Origin of the sequence: Ruegeria spongiae (assembly GCF_023502395.1) — a bacterium.
GTDB lineage: Bacteria > Pseudomonadota > Alphaproteobacteria > Rhodobacterales > Rhodobacteraceae > Ruegeria_C > Ruegeria_C spongiae.
Genome location: NZ_JAMFMB010000034.1, coordinates 17,955 through 37,617, shown reverse-complemented (window position 1 = coordinate 37,617; position 19,663 = coordinate 17,955). Strand labels below are relative to the sequence as shown.

18 protein-coding genes are annotated in these 19,663 nt (G+C 54.2%); 10 read left to right on the top strand and 8 right to left on the bottom strand.

What is annotated here, in order from left to right; all coding sequences use genetic code 11:
- Positions 1-25 precede the first annotated feature (25 nt).
- From M3P21_RS19330 to M3P21_RS19290, 9 genes are all read left to right on the top strand, one after another.
- The gene (locus M3P21_RS19330; RefSeq protein WP_249712711.1) at positions 26-967 is read left to right on the top strand and encodes a LysR substrate-binding domain-containing protein; all 942 of its coding nucleotides are present in this window, start codon (positions 26-28) and stop codon (positions 965-967) included.
- 111 nt (positions 968-1,078) lie between these two features.
- Positions 1,079-1,894, top strand: coding sequence for an inositol monophosphatase family protein (locus M3P21_RS19325; RefSeq protein ID WP_249712709.1), 816 nt, complete (start codon positions 1,079-1,081; stop codon positions 1,892-1,894).
- A 62-nt stretch (positions 1,895-1,956) separates the two neighbouring features.
- Positions 1,957-2,754: a transporter substrate-binding domain-containing protein gene (locus tag M3P21_RS19320; RefSeq protein ID WP_249712707.1), complete on the top strand. Its 798-nt coding sequence runs from the start codon at positions 1,957-1,959 to the stop codon at positions 2,752-2,754.
- Between the two features lie 118 nt (positions 2,755-2,872).
- Positions 2,873-3,568 carry an ABC transporter permease gene (locus M3P21_RS19315; RefSeq protein ID WP_249712705.1) on the top strand — a complete coding sequence of 232 codons (696 nt, stop codon included), beginning with the start codon at positions 2,873-2,875 and terminating at the stop codon, positions 3,566-3,568.
- The gene (locus M3P21_RS19310) at positions 3,565-4,251 is read left to right on the top strand and encodes an ABC transporter permease (protein ID WP_249712703.1); all 687 of its coding nucleotides are present in this window, start codon (positions 3,565-3,567) and stop codon (positions 4,249-4,251) included. The genes M3P21_RS19315 and M3P21_RS19310 overlap by 4 nt, the downstream gene beginning before the upstream one ends.
- A 17-nt stretch (positions 4,252-4,268) precedes the next feature.
- Entirely contained in the window at positions 4,269-5,015 is a 747-nt protein-coding gene (locus M3P21_RS19305; protein ID WP_283781060.1) for an amino acid ABC transporter ATP-binding protein, read from the top strand.
- Positions 5,016-5,045: 30 nt separating this feature from the next.
- The gene (locus M3P21_RS19300; protein WP_249712701.1) at positions 5,046-5,807 is read left to right on the top strand and encodes a 2-keto-4-pentenoate hydratase; all 762 of its coding nucleotides are present in this window, start codon (positions 5,046-5,048) and stop codon (positions 5,805-5,807) included.
- A gap of 6 nt (positions 5,808-5,813) precedes the next feature.
- On the top strand, positions 5,814-6,587 hold the full coding sequence (locus tag M3P21_RS19295; RefSeq protein ID WP_249712700.1) for an SDR family oxidoreductase: 774 nt from the start codon (positions 5,814-5,816) through the stop codon (positions 6,585-6,587).
- 11 nt (positions 6,588-6,598) lie between these two features.
- Positions 6,599-7,762, top strand: a complete 1,164-nt coding sequence (locus M3P21_RS19290) for an aminotransferase class I/II-fold pyridoxal phosphate-dependent enzyme (RefSeq protein ID WP_249712698.1) — start codon at positions 6,599-6,601, stop codon at positions 7,760-7,762.
- A gap of 50 nt (positions 7,763-7,812) precedes the next feature.
- Here the strand turns inward: M3P21_RS19290 and M3P21_RS19285 are convergent, their stop codons facing one another.
- The 8 genes from M3P21_RS19285 to M3P21_RS19250 all read right to left on the bottom strand — a co-directional run bounded on the left by M3P21_RS19285 (position 7,813) and on the right by M3P21_RS19250 (position 16,607).
- Positions 7,813-8,550 (bottom strand): ATP-binding cassette domain-containing protein, encoded by a 738-nt coding sequence (locus M3P21_RS19285; RefSeq protein ID WP_249712696.1) that lies wholly within the window; start codon positions 8,548-8,550, stop codon positions 7,813-7,815.
- Positions 8,547-9,758: an alanine racemase gene (locus M3P21_RS19280; protein WP_249712695.1), complete on the bottom strand. Its 1,212-nt coding sequence runs from the start codon at positions 9,756-9,758 to the stop codon at positions 8,547-8,549. The genes M3P21_RS19285 and M3P21_RS19280 overlap by 4 nt, the downstream gene beginning before the upstream one ends.
- Positions 9,759-9,775: 17 nt before the next feature.
- Positions 9,776-10,729 (bottom strand): ABC transporter permease, encoded by a 954-nt coding sequence (locus tag M3P21_RS19275; RefSeq protein WP_249712693.1) that lies wholly within the window; start codon positions 10,727-10,729, stop codon positions 9,776-9,778.
- Between the two features lie 63 nt (positions 10,730-10,792).
- Positions 10,793-11,860 (bottom strand): substrate-binding domain-containing protein, encoded by a 1,068-nt coding sequence (locus tag M3P21_RS19270; protein ID WP_249712691.1) that lies wholly within the window; start codon positions 11,858-11,860, stop codon positions 10,793-10,795.
- A 126-nt stretch (positions 11,861-11,986) separates the two neighbouring features.
- Entirely contained in the window at positions 11,987-13,036 is a 1,050-nt protein-coding gene (locus M3P21_RS19265) for a substrate-binding domain-containing protein (RefSeq protein ID WP_249712689.1), read from the bottom strand.
- Between the two features lie 10 nt (positions 13,037-13,046).
- Positions 13,047-14,312, bottom strand: coding sequence for a M20 family metallopeptidase (locus M3P21_RS19260; RefSeq protein WP_249712686.1), 1,266 nt, complete (start codon positions 14,310-14,312; stop codon positions 13,047-13,049).
- The gene (locus M3P21_RS19255; protein ID WP_249712684.1) at positions 14,309-15,487 is read right to left on the bottom strand and encodes an ROK family transcriptional regulator; all 1,179 of its coding nucleotides are present in this window, start codon (positions 15,485-15,487) and stop codon (positions 14,309-14,311) included. Before M3P21_RS19255 ends, M3P21_RS19260 begins: the two co-directional genes overlap by 4 nt.
- A gap of 568 nt (positions 15,488-16,055) precedes the next feature.
- On the bottom strand, positions 16,056-16,607 hold the full coding sequence (locus M3P21_RS19250) for a recombinase family protein (RefSeq protein WP_249712682.1): 552 nt from the start codon (positions 16,605-16,607) through the stop codon (positions 16,056-16,058).
- A 125-nt stretch (positions 16,608-16,732) separates the two neighbouring features.
- Here M3P21_RS19250 and M3P21_RS19245 point away from each other — a divergent pair, with 125 nt between their 5' ends.
- Positions 16,733-19,633 carry a Tn3 family transposase gene (locus M3P21_RS19245; protein ID WP_249712680.1) on the top strand — a complete coding sequence of 967 codons (2,901 nt, stop codon included), beginning with the start codon at positions 16,733-16,735 and terminating at the stop codon, positions 19,631-19,633.
- Positions 19,634-19,663: the final 30 nt, after the last annotated feature.

Sequence of the window (19,663 nt, the reverse complement as noted above, 5' to 3'; positions counted from 1 at the left end):
ATGAGTAGGTCAAAATGACGATATCATGATAGCAAAACACATTGGAACTCTGCTGGCATTAGAAGCGATAGACCGGCACGGCAGTTTTACTGCCGCAGCACATGAGTTGGGTGTTTCTCAATCTGCAGTCAGTATGAAGATCGTAAGGCTGGAACGCGACCTCAAAGTACGCCTTGTAGAGCGCACCACCCGCTCGGTCATTTTGTCGAAAGAAGGCAAGATGCTGGTTCAATCGTCCAGAAGCGCCATCAATGAACTTGAGGTCGCGCTTGCTGAAGTCCAGAAGTTGCAAAATGAAGGTGTTTTGACTGTGGAAGTTCTCAGTTCCATAGCCTCCAAATGGTTGATCCCGCATCTGGGCGGGTTTCACAAGAAGAACCCGGATATAACCGTCAACGTGACGATTCAGGACAATCAAACCGAACCGCTGGGTGCTGATGCGGATGTTTCCCTGCGCATCGCAAAGTCGGCGCTAACGGGGCTGCATTCTGAGTTTCTGACTTATGAAGCAGTCTTTCCGGTTTGTTCGCCAGAGTTAGCACATGAATTGCGCGAAAGGCCATTGTCGGAAGCGGTCAAGGTTGCACCTCTGCTGGATGACAGGATGGCGCTTGAAGATGGCAGCGGTTGCAACTGGCAGGACCAGTTCCCCGAACTTGACATCCAATCCACAAACCGGTGCGGACAGCATCTAATATTTGATCGAACGGATCTTGCGTTACAGGCCGCTATTTCCGGGCAAGGTCTTGCCATAGGCCGGACATTTCTATGCCTCGACGAAATTGAACGCGGGAATCTGGTTGCGCCCTTCGGTGTCACATCGCGCCTGAAGTGGGGATATTATTTGGTCAGTCGCAAGTCGATCAGCGATTGGCCAAAACTCATGAGCTTCAAAACTTGGTTGGTTGATGAGCTGCAAAACCTTCAAGAACGTGCTAAAGTATTGAAAATATGGTATGAACAGTAAAAATTCTGCAGCGGGTGCGGTTAAATCAATTTTTTGATGGATTAATAATTTGCTGAGTTTTGCCCTTTTGCCCACAATCTGACCAATGACGACAAACTTGGAGTTGGTCAGGTGGGCGTGACAACCGCAATACAAAGCGACCTAAATGAGTTTGCGGAGTTTGCGCAACATTTAGCTGATCTAAGCCGGTCAATTGCGCATCATGAATTCCAGAATATTCCCGCCTTCCAGAACAAGGGGGATGGATCACCTGTTACAGCCGCGGACGAAGCTGTCGAGGCTGAATTGTTGCGCGCGATCCGCGAGACCTACCCGGATCACGGAATCCTGGGCGAGGAAACTGGGTGCACTAATCTTGACCGGGATCTGGTTTGGGTTGTTGATCCGATAGATGGCACCAAATCGTTTGCAACCGGGACATCCACCTTTGGCAGCTTGATTGCGCTCTGTCACAGGCAAAAGCCTGTAATTGGGGTAATAGAGTTGCCAGTATCCGGTTGGCGATATGTTGGTGTCGCCGGAGAGGTGACGTCCTTTAACGGAGTTCCTGTATCATCGAGAAAAGACATGCGGCTATCCGATTGCGTGCTTTCCGCTAGTGGTGGCGAATTCTTCCGTGGGCCCGCCCCCCGATCTGGCTTTGAAAGGTTACGTGAACAGTGTGACTGGACGGTTTACGGCGCAGGTTGCTCGGCTTTTGGTTCCCTGTCCCGTGGGCTGATGGATATCTGCCTGGAAGGCGCCAATCTGGCCACATTTGATTTTTGCGCACTCGTACCGGTCGTCGAGGGCGCTGGTGGCAAGATCACTGATTGGCGTGGCCGCCCGTTCAGATTGGTACCAGACATGACGCACCGCGCAGACGGTGTCGTGGCGACCGGTGATGCGGCTTTGCATGAAAAAGTGCTGCAATTTCTAAATCCGTGAAATCCGGCCAATTGGTCGGCCCTGACAGTAAACGAAACCAAATAAAACAAGTGGAGGTAACAATGAAAAGCATCTTTGGAATAGCCCTGGCCGCGGGTATGAGCCTGGCCATCTTGATTGCGCCCGCCGCGCGAGCCGAGACCATTCGTGTGGGAACGACCTGCACCTATTTCCCTTTCAACTTCAAGGATTCAGATGGCAACCTTTCAGGGTATGACGTTGATGTCGCCAACGAAGTCGTCAAGCGTATCGGTGCCGAGATTGAGTTTGTTTGTCAGGCCTGGGATGGGTTAATCCCCGCAATCTTGTCTGAGAAATTCGATCTGATCGTCGCTTCGATGTCGATCACACCGGATCGTCAGAAGAAACTCGACTTTTCAGTACCTTATAGAATTTCCGAAGGCCGGATCATTGGCCGAACTGATGCCAACCACAATCTGTTCAATGAAGATGGTACGCCAATTGTCGAAGCATTCGAAGGTCTGCGCCTGGGCTTGCCGCGGTCTTCTGTCTATGACCGCTGGACCGATGCGTTTCTGCCAAAAGTAGAGATCCTTGGCTATGACAGCCCGGATTCCATGTATCTGGACCTTCAGAATGGTCGTGTGGACCTGATCTTTACGAATCCAATGAAAGCACATCTTAGCTTTCTGGCCGCCGATGGCATTGAAGGTTACGAATTTGTTAGCCCGGCTATCAATGAGCAAGATTACTTTGGTACGGGTGCAGGCATCGCGCTGCGCAAGGGAAATGAAGACCTTCAAGCCCGGCTTGACGAGGCGCTGGTCGCGATGCGTGAAGATGGCACACTGGATGAATTCAGCCTGCGCTATTTCCCCTTCACGATCTATCCGGAGTGACTCCCCATTCGGATAGCGCTGTTCTGCGCGGTTTTATTGCCGCGCAGAATGTATAAATCGCGAGGAATGGTAGAAGGTAACTGTCTGCATACTCGTCTGGATTTCTGGGAAGCATACCATGCAAGAAATAATAAACTGGTCGGATGAGTTCCTTGCCGGCGCCATGGTGATTATTCAGCTCTTTTTCGTGTCGCTGCTGATGGTGATTGTTTGGGGTTTGCTTGGTGCCACCGCCAAACTATCCAACAGCCGCATTGCGCGGGGCATTGCCAATGGATTTACAGTCTTGTGTCGCGGCATTCCCGAGTTTCTGTTGTTGTTGATCGTCTATTTTGGCTCGGCGGTGACGCTGACGAACATTGCACGGTCCTGGGACCCCGAAATTCGGTTTATGGACATTCCCCCATTCTGGGCGGGTGCGTTCGCGATCAGCCTTGTTATCGGAGCCTATGCCACTGAAACTTTTCGCGGCGCTTTTCTGGGTATCGACAAAGGACTGGTCGAGGCGGCAAAAGCATTGGGTTTGACCCGCTTTCAGGTCTTCTGGAGGCTAAGGCTGCCGATGATGTGGCGTTTGGCCCTTCCGGGATTTGGGAACCACCTTTTGTCGCTGCTGAAGGACACGGCCCTTGTGTCTGTGATCGGTGTACAGGGGATACTTTTTACTGCGCAGCAGGCCACGACGGTAAACCACAAACCGTTCACAATGTATCTTACGGTGGCATTCATCTTCCTCGCTCTGTCGACGGTCATTGTCGTGACAATGAAGTGCATTGAGAAATACGCATACCGCCATCTGGAGGCTGCGAGATGACCTTTGATGGATCCTTGATTATCGACAGTCTGCCCCGTTTGATGGACGGGCTTTGGATTACCCTCAGACTTTATGTGTTGGCTCTGACCTGCGGGACGACACTTGCCATTGCCTTGGTACTGATGCGTATCTCGTCGAAAAAATACCTGTCCTGGCCAGTCATGGGTTATATCTACTTCTTCCGGGGCACCCCTATTCTGGTTCAGCTGTTCATCATCTATTATGGGCTTCCGCAGCTTGAGTTTATTCGGACGGGTCCGTTGTGGACGTTCTTCCGGGAACCGTTCTTTTGCGCATGGTTTGCCCTAACCCTCAACGTCGCCGCCTACACGGCCGAGATTTTCCGGGGTGGTATTCTGGGCGTGAACTCAGGGCTGGTTGAAGCCTCCAAAGCGTTGGGAATGACTTACACGCAGACATTCCGCAAAGTAACGGCCCCGATTGCATTTAAACTCAGCCTGCCAGCGTATAGCAACGAAATGATCAGTGTGCTGAAAGCGACCGCTTTGGCCAGCACGGTCACAATTTTCGATGTGACTGGCGTGGCCCGCAAAATCGTGGCTGAAACCTTTGCCCCTTACGAAATCTTCCTGTCCGCAGCCATTATCTACCTTGTTTTGGCCTGGGTCATCCAGAACGGCGTGCGTCATCTTGAGCGTCGGATCAGCCGGTACGCGAACTGAACCCGAAGGAACAAAACATGCCAAGTAAACCCCCGATTATCTCTTTGAAAAGTGTTCACAAATATTTCGGCACATATCACGCTTTGAGAAACATCAATCTGGATGTGGAAGAGGGCCAGAAAATCGTGGTGTGCGGCCCGTCCGGTTCTGGCAAGTCAACAATGATCCGCTGTGTAAACGGGCTTGAACAGCACGACGAAGGCGACATCACGGTCAATGGCCACATGATGACCACGGATGAGAAAACCGGAAACCTGATCCGTCAAGAAGTTGGCATGGTGTTCCAATCCTTCAACCTGTTTCCGCATATGAAAGTCATCGAAAACCTGATGATGGCTCAGCGTATGGTGCGCAAGAAAACTAAGGCTGAGGCGCGAGACACAGGAATGAAATTGCTGGAACGCGTCGGGATTTCGGCACAGGCTGACAAGTTTCCCGGACAATTATCGGGTGGGCAGCAACAGCGTGTGGCCATCGCCCGCGCCTTGTGCATGAACCCGAAGGTGATGCTGTTTGATGAGCCGACCTCGGCCCTGGATCCCGAGATGATCAGCGAGGTTCTGGAAGTAATGACCGAACTTGCCCGTGAAGGAATGACCATGATTTGCGTGACCCATGAGATGGGATTTGCCCGTTCAGTCGCAGATCGGATTGTGTTTATGGACGAGGGCGAGATCGTCGAAGCAGGTGAACCTGAAACATTCTTTGCCAATCCCGAACACAACAGGACGCGAAAATTCCTGGACCAGATTATTTCGCATTGATGCGACAGTGACCGAGGAAAGGTATTTATTATGAGAGTCGAAGACGCTGCCAGCCAAATCTACAAGGCACTGGTCGATAACACGATGTTTCCGGATAGCCTGTCCAGACAGTTTAACCTGGATCAGTCCTATGATGTGCAATTTGAATTGCTAAAGCAGAGAGTTGCAGCAGGCGAATGCCACGCGGGCTGGAAAGTGGGCCTGACATCCAAGGCGATGCAAGAACAGCAAGGCGTGCCGGAACCCTGTCTGGGCCACCTGATGAATGAGGGGCAGCTCGGCAGCCCGTGTTCGCTGGACTTTAACGCCTTGATGTCGCCGGGCTTTGAGAATGAGCTTTGTCTGCGGATCGGGCGTGAAATGTCCGGTAGGCTGAGTTTCGATGAGGCGTTAGCCGGGATAGAGGCCGTGGCTCCGGCGATCGAAGTGGTGGAAAAACGCGGTGTATTCGCCGCTGATCTTCCGCTGGCTTTCGCTGGAAACGCGCAACAACGCGCATTTGCAACCGGGGAGTTCCTGCCGTTGACGGCCGAAACTGACTTGGCCGCGATTGAGGTCGAAGTCTCGGTCAATGATATCTCGCAGGAATGCGCTCTTGGGGCCGAAGTGCTTGGTTCCCCTGTAAACTCTATCGTCTGGCTTGCGGAAAAACTGGGTCAGTATGGTCACGTCCTAAAACCAGGCGATCTGGTTATGTCGGGCTCTTTCACCAAACAATACGCAATCACCAAGGGGGACACTGTGCGTGCAGCGTTCTCTCAATTCGGGGCGGTGGAAATCGAATTCAGGTAGAACATCATGGATCTTGGATTGACTGGCAAAAAAGCAATTGTCTGTGGGGCGAGTCGTGGCCTGGGCTTGGCATGTGCTCAAGCTCTGGCAGGTGAAGGGGCGCAGGTTCTGATCGTTGCCCGGAACACTGAGCGTTTAAAATCAACGGCGTCTTCAATTGAAAAAGAAAGCGGTGTTGGGACTGAGTGGATTTCGGCGGATGTAACTTCGAAGGAGGGGCAAGCCGCAATTTTCGATAAAATGTCAAACCCGGATATATTGATAACGAATTGCGATGGTCCTCCACCAGGTCAATATACCGATTGGGATGACGAGGACTGGCAAAAAGCACTGCAGGCCAACATGATCAGCCCGATTGCACTAATCAAGCGGGCACTGCCAGGAATGATTGAGCGTCGTTTTGGCCGCATCATCAACATTACATCTTCTGCAGTAAAAGCACCGATTCCCGTGCTGGGATTGAGCAACGGCGCGCGTGCAGGTCTTACCGGATTCATCGCCGGTCTGGCTCGGGAGGTTGCCAGAAACAACGTCACTATCAACAACCTTTTGCCAGGGCCGTTCGAGACAGACCGTCTGTCCAACGTTCTGAATGCGCAGGCGGAAATGCAGAACCGGAAACTGGCAGATGTACGTCAGGAATGGCTGGATTCCATTCCAACGCGCGCGTTTGGTCAACCAATGGAATTTGGGCGGACATGTGCCTTCCTGTGTGCCTCCAATCACATAAACGGACAGAATGTGTTGCTTGATGGCGGTGCGTTCCCCGGAGTTTTCTGAAAGGCTTTAACATGACAAGACACGTGTCACCGTCTTCGATTGTCAGTACACTCGAGGATTCCCCGATCATCGATGTTTTGCGGATCGGACAGGAAGTTGAAGATATCATTCCGCTTTGGCTGGGTGAAAGCTGCTTTGCAACCGACGGAATGATATCCAACGCAGCATCAGCAGCCCTGCAGTCTGGCAGAACTTTTTACACGCCCAACCGAGGTATCCCCGAATTGCGCGAGAGTATCCGGCGGTATTATCAGCGCATTTATGGAGTGTCCGTTGAGGACCGAAGTGTGAGTGTAACCAATTCAGGTATGCATGCGGTGTCCATGATCGCACGAGCCGCGATGGACGCAGGTGACAACGCAATCTTGATCACTCCGTGCTGGCCAAACGTTGATCGCGCAATTCGTCTTGTTGGCGGCGAAATTCGAGAAGTTCCGTTGGATATGCAGGATGGCGCGTTTGAATTGGACATGGCCAAACTGAATGCGCAGATAGATGCGAAGACCAAGCTCATTTATCTGGCGTCACCCTCAAACCCCACCGGATGGACTATTGGTGAAAAACAGGCAAGAGAACTTCTTGAGCTTTCGCGCAAGACCGGGGCTGCCGTTTTATCCGACGAAGTCTATCAACGGCTCAGCTTCGACAGCGAGATGGGTAGCACTCTGCTATCATTTGCCGAACCAGACGACGCGTTGTTCGTGGTCAATTCCTTCTCCAAAGCTTGGTCGATGACCGGGTGGCGTTTGGGATGGATGATATATCCTTTGGATTTTCATGATTCCTTCGAGAAGTTATCGCAGTTTACTATCTCTGGGTCGCCTGGATTTGTTCAGATGGCCGGTGTGCAGGCACTGGATCACGGCGATGCATTGGTAGCGGAAATGCGCGCTCATTGTATTGAGGCAAAGTCCTACGTGGAAGAACGGCTTGTCACCTTGCCAGAGGTTAGCGTCATTCCCAGCATGGGCGGATTCTATACGATGTTCACTGCCCCACAAACCTCTGATAGCACTGCGTTTTGTAAAAAGGTCGCGCGAAGTGCGCGTGTAGGATTTGCGCCAGGGGCAGCGTTCGGAGCAGGTGGTGAAGGTTTGGTGCGGCTGTGTTTCGCGCGCAAGAAAGAGACATTGGATACCGCTTTGACTCGCCTGGCTGCGTTCCTGTCACCATAGGCAGAATGGCACATCGAGGCCAGCGGGGGCGTCTACACCTTCAGATCCCTTCATTGATCATGGACTCCTGTGATCATGGCGATGATCTCGTTCTTGTCAGTCTCTGCGGTTTTTCTGACGCCAACCTGTTCCCCTCGTCGCAAAACACAGATGCGGTCCGAGAGGCGAAACACTTGGTCCAGGCTATGGCTGATGATCAGGATGGCAAGGTTTCGTTCCTTGAGTGAAGCAACAAGTTCTTCAACTTTTGCCGTCTCAGCAACACCAAGGGCGGCAGTGGGTTCATCAAGGAGGATCAGCTTGCTGGCCCAATGGGTTGCCCGCGCGATTGCAATCCCTTGCCGCTGTCCGCCGCTAAGATCGCGGATCGTGGAAGTTGCAGAAGGGATGCGCACATCGAGCTGATCAACAAGGCTTTGCGTTTCAGTTCGCATCCGCGTGTTGTCGAGCAACCCGAAGGGCTTTCGCGTCAGTTCGCGGCCCAGAAACATGTTCATATAGACTGGCTGCTCATCGGCGAGTGCCAGGTCTTGATAGACGACTTCGATCCCGTGGCTGCGCGCTGCACTCGCATCCGAAAAACTGACAGACGTGCCGTCCAAGGCGATGTCCCCACTGGTGGGCCGATGCACACCAGAGACGATTTTGATAAGGGTCGACTTGCCCGCACCGTTGTCCCCAACAAGCGCGACGATCTCGCCAGGATAGAGGTCTAGTGAAAAGTTCTGGATGGCGGTCACACCACCAAAAGACTTGCGAATGTCTTTGAGCGAGAGGGTTGGTGTCATTGAGCGAACGCCCCCGGCCAATTCACCTGATCGCCAAACCCGTTTTCGATAGTTGTGACTTGCGGATTTCCATCTTCCACACCACGGATGCCCACAACCATCGCGCGGGTGACAAAAGCCTGGCCGCGGAATCCGAATACGACAGTATCACCGGGAACTGGTGCAGTTTCGCCCTCTGCGTCGATCATGGCGTAATAGTCAATGGCCGAGTAATCCGGGATTTCCACGTTGCGACGCGCAGAACGCTGCACGGTTGGGATACTACTGACCAAGGCCTGCACCTGATACTTCGGAAATACCGGGTCGATGTAGAGACCTCCGCCGAAACAGTAGGCCTTGCCACCATGATGGTGTGACACCTCAGACAAGTACAGCACCGCTGGGTCTTCTGGCAGGTCTTCGACGGCGTGCAGTGGGGTGGTGCCGTGAAGCCCGTTACCGGGTTCGACCTGTGTCGCTCCGGCTTCTGCAAGCGCAGACAGAACGGCGGATGAGGTTGTTCCGGGGGCATTGATCTCAATTTCCGAACGCCCGGCTTGCGCCAACGCTTCCGCCGCCTTGTTTAGTGTAACCAGATTGGGGGTGGGCCGGACCTTCCGAGTGTCCTGATCGAACAACAGTGCCGGAAATGTTGTGATCCCGGCAAATCGACCTCCCGTCAGGCCTTCGAGTCTGTCTGCCACATCGACAATGTCGCTGGCCTCAAAACCACCTTCGTGGCCTCGGTAAAAAGTGTCGCCCTCTGTCTGGATGCGAGCCATCAGCGATTGTTCGCGCCCCGCTCTTTCGGCAGCAGACGCGGCCTCTTGCGCCTTGGTATCAGAGAAGACGGTCCAGAAATCAGGCCTGAGATTGCTTGCGGCGAAATCTGCTTCATGCCGAGGGACCTGAACGAGATGTCCGAGATGCCCAATCTTGAGCCCAGCACGGTCGCAAGCCACGGCGCATGGCATATCAACGGCCACAGACCGGTTGATGCCGCCGCGCATCACGGCCTGACAGAAGCCTGAATGCCGTCCCACCTGTTTTGTCATGGCAAATGTGGTCAGTCCGAGTTTAGATGCCGCTTGGGAAAAGGTGCGTGCATTGCGCTCCACCTTGTCCAGATCAAGGACGTAGGCGTTTGCCGGTATTTTGCCCTGCTGATGCAGGGATATTGCGGCTTCGACGAACTGCGGGTTGCGGCGGATGAGGAGATCAAGAAACATGTGGAGCCTTCCAAAAGCTAACGGCGAGTTTCACGGAGGGAGATCGCAACAGCGAGTAGAATAATCAGCCCTCGCACGATCATCTGATCCGAGACCTGAAGCCCCATGAGGATCAACCCGTTGTTCAACATGCCCATCATCAAGGACCCCAAAAGTGCACCGATGATCGAGCCCTTGCCCCCGTTCAAGGCGGTGCCACCAACAATGACAGCGGCGATCACAGTCATCAGATCGCTTTCGCCCAAAGTGTACTTGGCGGCCTGAAGCCGTCCCGCATAGAGCAGCCCGGCTAGACCAGCTGTTGCCCCGCACAGAGTCAGAACCATCAGTCGGACATGCGGGACTTTGATGCCGGATACTTGCGCCGCGCGGGCATTGTCACCCACAGCCAGAACATGAGCGCCAAAGCGGGTGTTACGGTAAATTATATGGCCAATAGCTACGGCGACGATCGTCCATATCACCAGAGACGGCACACCGAACAGTTTGCCAGAGCCGAAGATACCAGTGAACGTGTCGTTGAGAACTGGGATTGATCGAAGATCGGTCATTGTTCGCGCGATACCGGCGAATAGTCCCATCGTTGCGAGTGTGACAAGAAAAGAAGGTAGCCGGAGATAGGCCACCAGCACACCGTTGAACGCGCCGATCACTATACCTGCTCCGAGGCCTGCCATGACACCATAGATAATAGGCCCGTTTTGCATGGCAATCGCTGCAGAAAGTGCCGCGACTGCAACTACAGAACCGAAACTCAGGTCAATCTCGCCTGCAGACAATGCGAAGACCAGCCCGATGGCCATAATCGTTGCGGGCGCAGTTTGCAGGACGATATTCGTTAAGTTCCGGCTGGTCAGAAAGCCATCATCATGCAGGGTGATGGCAAAAAACAGAAAAATCCCGAGAAAACCGAAATAGATCACACTACGTTGCAGGTCGAGGGACCGTATCGTGTTTATGGCTTTTGTCATCACCGGTTCCGTTCGAAATCTAGTTTGGATGGGCCACTCGTGTAGCCCACCCAGAGAGGAGGCTTATTGAGCCGCGTCGATCACCGATTGCGGCGGATTCATGTTCATGGACTGGTTCCAGCCTTCAACAACGTTGTCGGTGCCGATGGCCAGGGCATCGACGACCAGGAAAGGCTCAACTGCGCGGCCCAGAAGGCTTGCAGCAGCAGAACGCGCCGCATAAACACCGATGCTGTAAGCTTCGTCTGCGATGATACCAGCGGTATTACCACCGTTTAGCATATCGAGCGCCACCGGTTCATTGAGGTCGATCGTTATTACTTTCGTGTCATCGTTGCCCTGCTGACGAAGCACTGACAAGACGCCAAGTGCGGGCTCTGCCCATGGTGTATAGATACCACCAAGATCGGGGTTCCGGGACAACATTGCACGGGCGATATCCTCGGCATTCGCCGGATCTGCCATGCCGGATTCGATAACGATTTCCATATTGGGATACTCGTTCTCGATGGTCCACTTGAATGCATTGTCACGCTGGTTTGTCACCGGGAAATCTGCGTCATGGAACATGTACCCCACAGTGCCTTCTTCGCCCATCGCGCTGGCCAAGGCATGCGCGGCCTTGTTGCCGATCTGAAAGAGGTCTGCGGAGACGACCGAGACGTAGTCCTCTCCATGGGTGAAGCCCTGCACGGCGTTGTCAATGAATACGAGTTTGACACCGGCATCGCGCGCAATGCCATAGACGTTTGCCGCCGTGGGGGGGTCAATGGGCAGCGAGACAATTATCGATGGGTTGTTTGCCATCACCGTCTCCACATCGGCTTTTTGGCGAGCTGGGTCAAAACTGGCATTGGTCTCGGCAATGACCTCGATCCCCATCCGCGCGAATTCGTCTTTCGCCCCACTCGCAACCGCGTTCGACCAAGCGTATTGCTCGTGCCAGACCAAGGCAGCTGTGTAACCGCCCTCGGCAACTTTAGCGATATCTGTTTCTGAAAGTTCAAGCCCCGCGACTGGTGTCGGGGCCTCGCCATTCGGTCCCTTGGTTTCGGGGCGGTTGTCTGCAAGCGTGATCGTCGGTATTGCAATCAGTGACGAGAGCACGAGTGTTTTTAGCGTATTGAGCATGTTCTATTCCTTGTATTGTCGAGATAACTTGGAAGATTGGTTCTCTGCGCCGATTGGTGTTCTCGTCACCCGCCCCCTTCTTTCGGTTTCGGCGGGCCACCTTAAGGCGACCCACCCGGGAGGTTCCTATTTGGACGACAGGCTGGCTGGTGCGTCGATGTTGAGTGACTTTTTCCAACCTTCGACAACATTGTCTGCGGTTACAGCCAGCGCAGGAGCGACGATGAAGGGCGGCACGTTTTCGCCCAGAAGATCCAACACAGCGCTTGCTGCCATGGCACGACCCAGTTCATAGGCTTCGTCCGCCACGATGGCCGCAACATTCCCACCCCGAACCATGTCCAGTGCGATAGGCTCGGATAGATCGAGCGTTACGATCTTGGTGCTGGTGTTACCGTTAGCACGCAGAGCCGCGAGAACGCCCTCTGCTGGTCCCGCCCATGTGACATAGACGCCGCCCAGGTCAGGGTTCTTTAGCAGCATTACGTTCGCAATCTCTTCGGCGCGAGCCGGGTCAGAAATACCCTGTTCCGCCACAATCGAAATATCCGGATAGTCGTTCTCGATAGTCGTTTTGAACGCGTTGTCGCGTTGGTTAGTCACATAGTAGGCCGCGTCGTGGTAAATCCAGCCGACAGTGCCTTCGTTGCCCATGGCAGTAGCCAGGGCGTCTGCTGCTTGTTTGCCCATCTGGAACAGGTCGTCGGTCACGATTGCTGCATAATCATCTGGATGTTGATAGTCTGCCGGAAGATTTGAAAGGAACGACAAAGCAACGCCAGCCTCTCTGGCTTCTTCAAAAGCTGCGGCCGAAGTTACCGGGTCCAACGGAAGTGACAAGATTATGTTCGGTGATTTGGCGAGGACCGTTTCAATGTCGCTGCGCTGTTTTGCGGCATCAAATCCGGCACTGGTCACGGCCACGACCTCGATGCCCAAACGCTCGAATTCGTCGCTGGCACCTGCTGTGACAGCATTCACAAAGTCAGATTGGTCATGCCAAAGAAGCGCCGCCGAGTAATCAGCCGCCTGAACGACTGCGATGTGGCCGTCGCTCACAACGACGGATGAGGATGGTGTGGCACTTTCGCCCCCTGGTCCGATTGTCTCGGCGCTCAGACCTGTGGACAGCGCAATGAGCGCTGATGCCGCCAATGTAGATTTCAAATAGGTCATTAGTTCCCCCTCAGGTTGGATTGTTTTGTGATGAGTGCGATGCACCAAACCCCGCAAAAAAGAGGGCAAAGGCCCTTGCTGCAGCGAGATATTCTTCGACCTCGATGCGTTCTTCGAAAGTATGCGCAACAGCAATGTCGCCGGGTGCGCAATAGATAGTTGGGCACCCTATTTGATCCGTTAGAAACGGCATCTCTGACCAATAAGGTGCGCCGCCAATTTTACCTGCCTTTGGTCGTGTTTGCCGGATGCAGCTTTGCAGCAAGTCCACGGCAGCAAGATCAGGATCATTTTCCACCGGGGAGCCACCTTTGGGATGATCCCGACCGGATGGATAGTTGATCGCAACATCAACACCTTTGGGCAGTTCTTCGGTGTTCAAGACTGCCTCGAAGGCACTGACGGCATCATCGAGCGCTTCGCCAGGTCGAAGCTTGCGGATCAGGGACAGTTTGCATTCCCCCGGTACAGCAATAAATCCACCACCATTGATATCAGTCACCAGAATGGAAGACGTACCCACAAGATCATGACGCGGCCCGGCATTGAGCTCGGCTTCATGTTCCCAGACCCGCGAAAGCAGTTTGTGCGTTGCTTTCAAAGCATCAACGCCAAGTTCGGGGGTGCCAAAATAGGCCGTTTTCCCTGTAATCGTGATATCTGCAATGAAAAACCCGATCTGGGCCGTGTAGATATCGAGGTTGGTTGGCTCGACATAAACGGCGAAGTCCGGACGGGGGATCATGCCCATTTCGATGCAGCGCACCAAATCCTTGGCTCCAGCGCTGACCCCGCTACCGGGCTCGCCGCTTTCTTCATCACCAATAAACGCGAAGGTCAGTCCACAGAACGGTTGAACTCCGGTATGTTGCAGCAGGCGGTATCCTGCAATGGCGGCGCAAATCCCGCCCTTGAGGTCGCTGGCACCGCGCGACCAGATTTGACCATTGACTTCGACACCACCGAAAGGGTTTTTCCGTGGATCACCCTGCCAGTGTTCTTTCCATCCCCGCACATGGACAGTGTCCGTATGACCCAGGATCATCAGGCTTGGCCCGTCCATAGGCAAAACACCCCAGACATTTTCGCGCGCCCCCTCAAATGCCCTTGTTCCGGTGTTGAGGCCGAGCGTGGACATTTGCCTTTCCAGAAACCGGGCAAATAGAGTTTCGCTACCGGTCACGCTCTCAATCGCCAGTGCATCGCGGAGCAATGCCACATCCGACTGTGGGTTTTGCGCCAAAAGCAATTTCTCCAGAAGCTTTTTCCCACTCATGACACGCCAGCCTTGAACGCTTCGAATGCCGGGGGCGGCACGCGGATTTCAGCGCCTTTCTGTCCTTCCGCGAACAGCGACATGTGAAGATGGGAAAGTGCAATAGAGGCGCCTCCCGCCAGTGCTGCGTGCGCGCCAAGTTTCGACGGTTGAATGGAAACGCTCCGCGGGAAACATTGTTCCAGAATCCTGCTAATGCGCTGCATCAGTTCTTCCCTGGCACCGATTGAGCCGCCCATGACAATCAATGATGGATCGAGAACCGCAATGATGGCGGCCGAAGCGCGCGCAATCTGCAAGGCTACGTTATCCAGCGTCTTTTCTGCTTCCTTGTCACCTTTATTGGCGGCATCAAAAATATCTGGAACACTCAGCGTCTTGCCCGATAGCGCTTGGTACTGACCAATAATTGCATCGGTTGCACTCACGCGCTCCAATGCGCCAACTTGCAGGCTTTCTGCTTCGAACGGGTCCGCACCAAAAGGGAGAAACCCAACCTCTCCGGCTGCGCCCGATGCGCCGCGCATCAGATTGCCGTCTACAACGATGCCTGCACCGATTCCTGTTCCAACTGAAACAAAGACGAGGTCATCTTCGTCTGCCCGGCCGTCCATCCAGTGCTCGCCCAGGGCAGCGAGGTTCACGTCATTCTCGACAAGAACTTCAACGCCAAGTCGCGCATTGAGTTCGTTGGCAAGATCGATCTGATCTATTCCATAGATATTCGGGGCCATCCGGATCGCGCCCGTTGTCACGTCAGGAACACCGGGAACACCAACGACAACAAACTTCAAATCACCAAAATCGGAATCCGATGTCGTTGCGCGCACCATCCTGCTGACTTGTTCGACCACATTCATTCCACCGGTCTGATTGGTCGGCTCTTCTCGCTCTGCCAGGACACGTCCGGTAAGATCACACAGCGCGGTCCTCACCTTGGTACCTCCTAGATCAACGCTGGCGACTGTTGCTGCGTCAGGGGCAATTTCGTAAACAACAGCGCGGCGGCCAACGTGCCCTTCGGTTTGGCCGACTGTGCGCACCCAGCCATCCGCCTCAAGGTTCCCGACAATTTCTGAAATCGTTTGCTTTGATAATCCCGTGAGCTTGGCGACGCTCGCACGCGAGATGGGGCCATAATTCGCAATCGCTTGAACAACCGCGCTCTGAGACATTCGGCGAGAGATTCTTGATTGGGCAGGCATAGCATCTCTTTAATTCGTTCTATAACCGAACTAAATACGAAACTAGACCTGAGTCAATCTCAAAATGGCAATGCACGTCAGAAGCGGGATTGATTCAGAGCGCTCAATGACTGCACTGATTAAATTTGCGATAATCCAACAGAACCGCCTCCTTCACACCGCCACGGTCCAGAATCTGTAGCGATCCTGCCCTGTGACTTCGCACACCAGCCCACGCTCGGAAAAGAGCTTCAGGTTGCGGCGAATTGGCCTAAATGGCCCGAACGCGCGAAAGTGGCCAAAATTCAGAACGATCGAAGAACGAGTAAAAGCGGCGGACCCTCGCTGCGCAGCGCTTGAACAGGTAAGTTGCGGGACAAATCGGCCTTGCGCACCTGCGGCTATTGCTGACGCAGCATCTCTTCGCGTTTGCGGCAGGCCGACCGCTGCCACGCGGTAAATGTTACCGAATCGGACGTTCGCGGTCGCTAAGTTGGGGTCGAGTCCGGCTGAGTGCAGAATAGGGCGTTAAGCCCGGATCGGGCTTCTGTAATTGCACTCAGGCTTGGTTTTTACTGAGATAACGGTAGATTGTGGCCTTTGAGAGGCTGTATTCAGCCATTAGGTCTTTGATCAGATTGCCCTGTTTGCGTTTGTCGCGCAGTTCTACGATCTGATCATCGGTAAGCGCAGGCTGCTTGCCGAACTGAACACCTCGGTCTTTGGCCTTCTTAATCCCGTCCATTTGCCGCTCGGCCCGAATTTCAGTCTCGAACTGGCCGATGGCTCCAAGCATGTTGAACAACAGGCGACCAGTTGCGTCTGACGTGTCGATGTTCTGATCGAGAACGATAAGATCGACCCCTTTCTCGCGCAGGGTCTCCGCGATTTGGCAGAGGTGTAACGTGGATCGGGCGAGGCGGTCGATGCGGGTCACGATCAGCTGGTCGCCGTCACGAACGTAGCTCAGGCATTCCTTCAACTGAGGACGGGCGTTGGTGGTGCCGCTACGCTTTTCTTCAAACAACTTGTCGCATTCGCTCAGCTTTTCCCGCTGCACGTCCAGAGATTGTCCGACTGAACTGACACGGGCATATCCGACTTTGGCCATGGGGTCTCGAATAGATTAAGGGTTTTTGCGACCATCATATTGAGACATTGAAAAAGACATGGCAAGCGGGTGGTCTCAATATGTCTACTTTCAAAGACCTCATTTCATAAAGAAAGAACAACCCGATGGCACACCGAGCGGTTCTGACCGCGCGACAACGCGCGGCGCTTTTTGATCTTCCAACTGACGAGATGGCGTTGCTTCGGCATTACACTCTGGATGACGAAGACATTGAGAACATCCGCACGCGACGTAGACCGGAAAACCAGATTGGCTTTGCGCTCCAGCTTTGTGCCCTTCGGTATCCAGGCCGCCTGCTCAAAGCTGGTGAGGTGATCCCGGAACCTGTGTCCCGTTTTGTGGCCGCGCAACTCGGGCTAAAGCCAGATCACCTCCTGCCCTATGCCACGCGAGAGAAGACTCGCCGGGAACATCTGGAAGCTTTGCGCAAGATGTACGGGTACAAGATGTTTTCCGGTAAACGCGCCAAGAAAATGCGAACCTGGCTGGAACAGAATGCTGAGGCGGCGCAAACCAGCGAGGTTTTGGTACATGGGTTCGTAGAAGAATGCCGCAATCGGCAAATCGTTCTGCCGGGTATTTCGGTCATTGAACGTCGCTGTGCCGATGCGTTGGTTGCAGCCGAACGCAGGGTAGAGGCTCGCATTGCGGCTCATCTCGACGCAAACATGCGCGGTCAACTCGATAGTTTGCTAAGCGAAGAGGTGGATGGTCGGGTCAGTCGCTTCATCTGGCTGCGGCAGTTCGAGGTGGGCAAGAACTCTGCTGATATCAATCGTCAGCTCGACCGGTTGGAATTTTTACAACGGCTCGCGTTATCACCAACAATCCTGGACGATGTTCCTGCGCATCGGGTTGCGCAATTGCGCCGTCAGGGGGAGCGCTATTTTACGGACGGACTCCGGGACATCACCAGTGATCGCCGATTGGCCATCCTCGCCACCTGTGTTGTGGAATGGTCGGCCGCTATCGCAGACACTGTAGTCGAAACGCATGACCGGATCGTGGGGTCAATCTGGCGAGAGGCAAAGAAGATTTGCGATGCTCGTGTTGCCGCGGCGCAAGCGGAGATCGCAGCAACCCTGGCCGGGTTCGAGACGTTGGGCACGACATTGTTGCTGGCCAAAGGCGATGAGGTGGCTGTCGCCGGTGCCGTGGATGCTTCCTGTGGCTGGGATGTTCTGGAAAACCTCGTCGTGACAGCCGGGGCACTCGGTAAGACTGTCAAGGCGGATGCGCTGGCCTATGTCGAGCAGGGATATCATCGCTTCAAGCTCTATGCCCCACGAATGCTGGAAGCGTTGGACATAACGGGAGCCAGTGTGGCTGAGCCTCTGCTGGCGGCGACCGATGTGATCCGTGACAAACGCGATATTCCGAGTCGCTCTGCGCCCTTTCTTCAGCCACAGTCGAGATGGCGAAGTCAATTGCGGAATCCAGAAACCAATCGAGACCGCCTCTGGGTTGTTACGGTGTTGTTCCATCTGCGTGAAGCCTTCAGATCTGGAGACGTCTGGCTTTCCCATTCCCGCCGCTATTCTGATATGAAACAGGCTTTGGTTCCGGTCGAGGCCGCGCAGACCATGGGCTTGTCGATGCCATTGGAACCGGAAGTCTGGATAGCAGATCGTAAACAACGTCTGGAAGACGGGTTGCACCGACTTGCGATGGCGGTCAAAACCGGAACCCTTCCCGGCGGTGCCATCGAGGATGGTCGGTTGCGCGTCGACCGACTTGAAGCGGATGTTCCTGCCGAAGCTGATAGCCTCATCCTAGATCTTTACCGCCGTCTGCCGGAAGTCAGGATCACGGATATCCTCACGGATGTGGATAATGATACCGGGTTGACCGACGCGTTCACCCATCTGCGCACCGGTGTACCATGCAAAGACAAGCTTGGGTTGCTGAACGTCATTCTGGCAGAAGGCCTGAATCTCGGGCTGAGCAAGATGGCCGGGGCAAGCAGCACGCATAGTTTTACCCAGTTGGCGCGGCTCTCAAACTGGCATGTTGAAAGTGACGCCATCAATCGGGCACTGACCATGGTGATTGAGGCGCAGGCCCAGTTGCCAATGGCGAAGTATTGGGGCTCTGGCCAGACGGCCTCCAGTGACGGGCAATTCTTCCCGACCACGCGACAGGGTGAAGCGATGAATCTGATCAATGCTAAATACGGCCATGAACCCGGACTGAAAGCCTATACCCACGTGTCAGATCAATATGGTCCCTTTGCCACGCAGGTCATCCCCGCCACAGTAAACGAAGCCCCATATATTCTGGATGGGTTGCTGATGAACCCAACGGGCAAACGGATCAAAGAACAATATGCCGATACAGGCGGCTTCACCGATCTCGTATTTGCCGCTACTTCGCTGCTTGGCTATCTGTTCATCCCGCGCATCAGGGATTTGCCGTCCAAACGGCTGCATGTCTTTGATCGGCGCAGTGTTCCAACTGAACTGAGGGGCTTGGTGGGTGACAAAATCCGGGACAATACGATCATCGCCAACTGGCCGGATGTTCTGCGCTGCATTGCGACGATGCTCTCTGGCAGGATGCAGCCCAGCCACCTCCTGAAGAAACTTGCGGCACGGCCACGGCAACATGATCTGGCCGTTGCTCTTCGGGAGATCGGGCGCGTTGAGCGGACATTGTTCATCATCGAATGGCTGCTCGATACCGATATGCAACGCCGTGCCCAGATCGGGCTCAATAAGGGTGAAGCGCACCATGCTTTGAAAAACGCCCTACGGATCGGGCGACAAGGAGAAATCCGCGACCGCACCACTGAAGGTCAGCACTTCCGTATTGCCGGACTGAATTTGCTCACAGCCATCATAATTTATTGGAACACGAAACAGCTCGGCGTCGCAGTCGCCGAGCGAAGAAAGGCCGGGTTGGATACGCCAGCCTATCTACTCGCGCATATCTCGCCCCTTGGATGGGCGCATATTATCCTTACTGGGGAATACAGGTGGCGGAAAATGAAGGCGGGAAAACTGTGAAATCCCATACGGCGACAGTTCCCGACATCC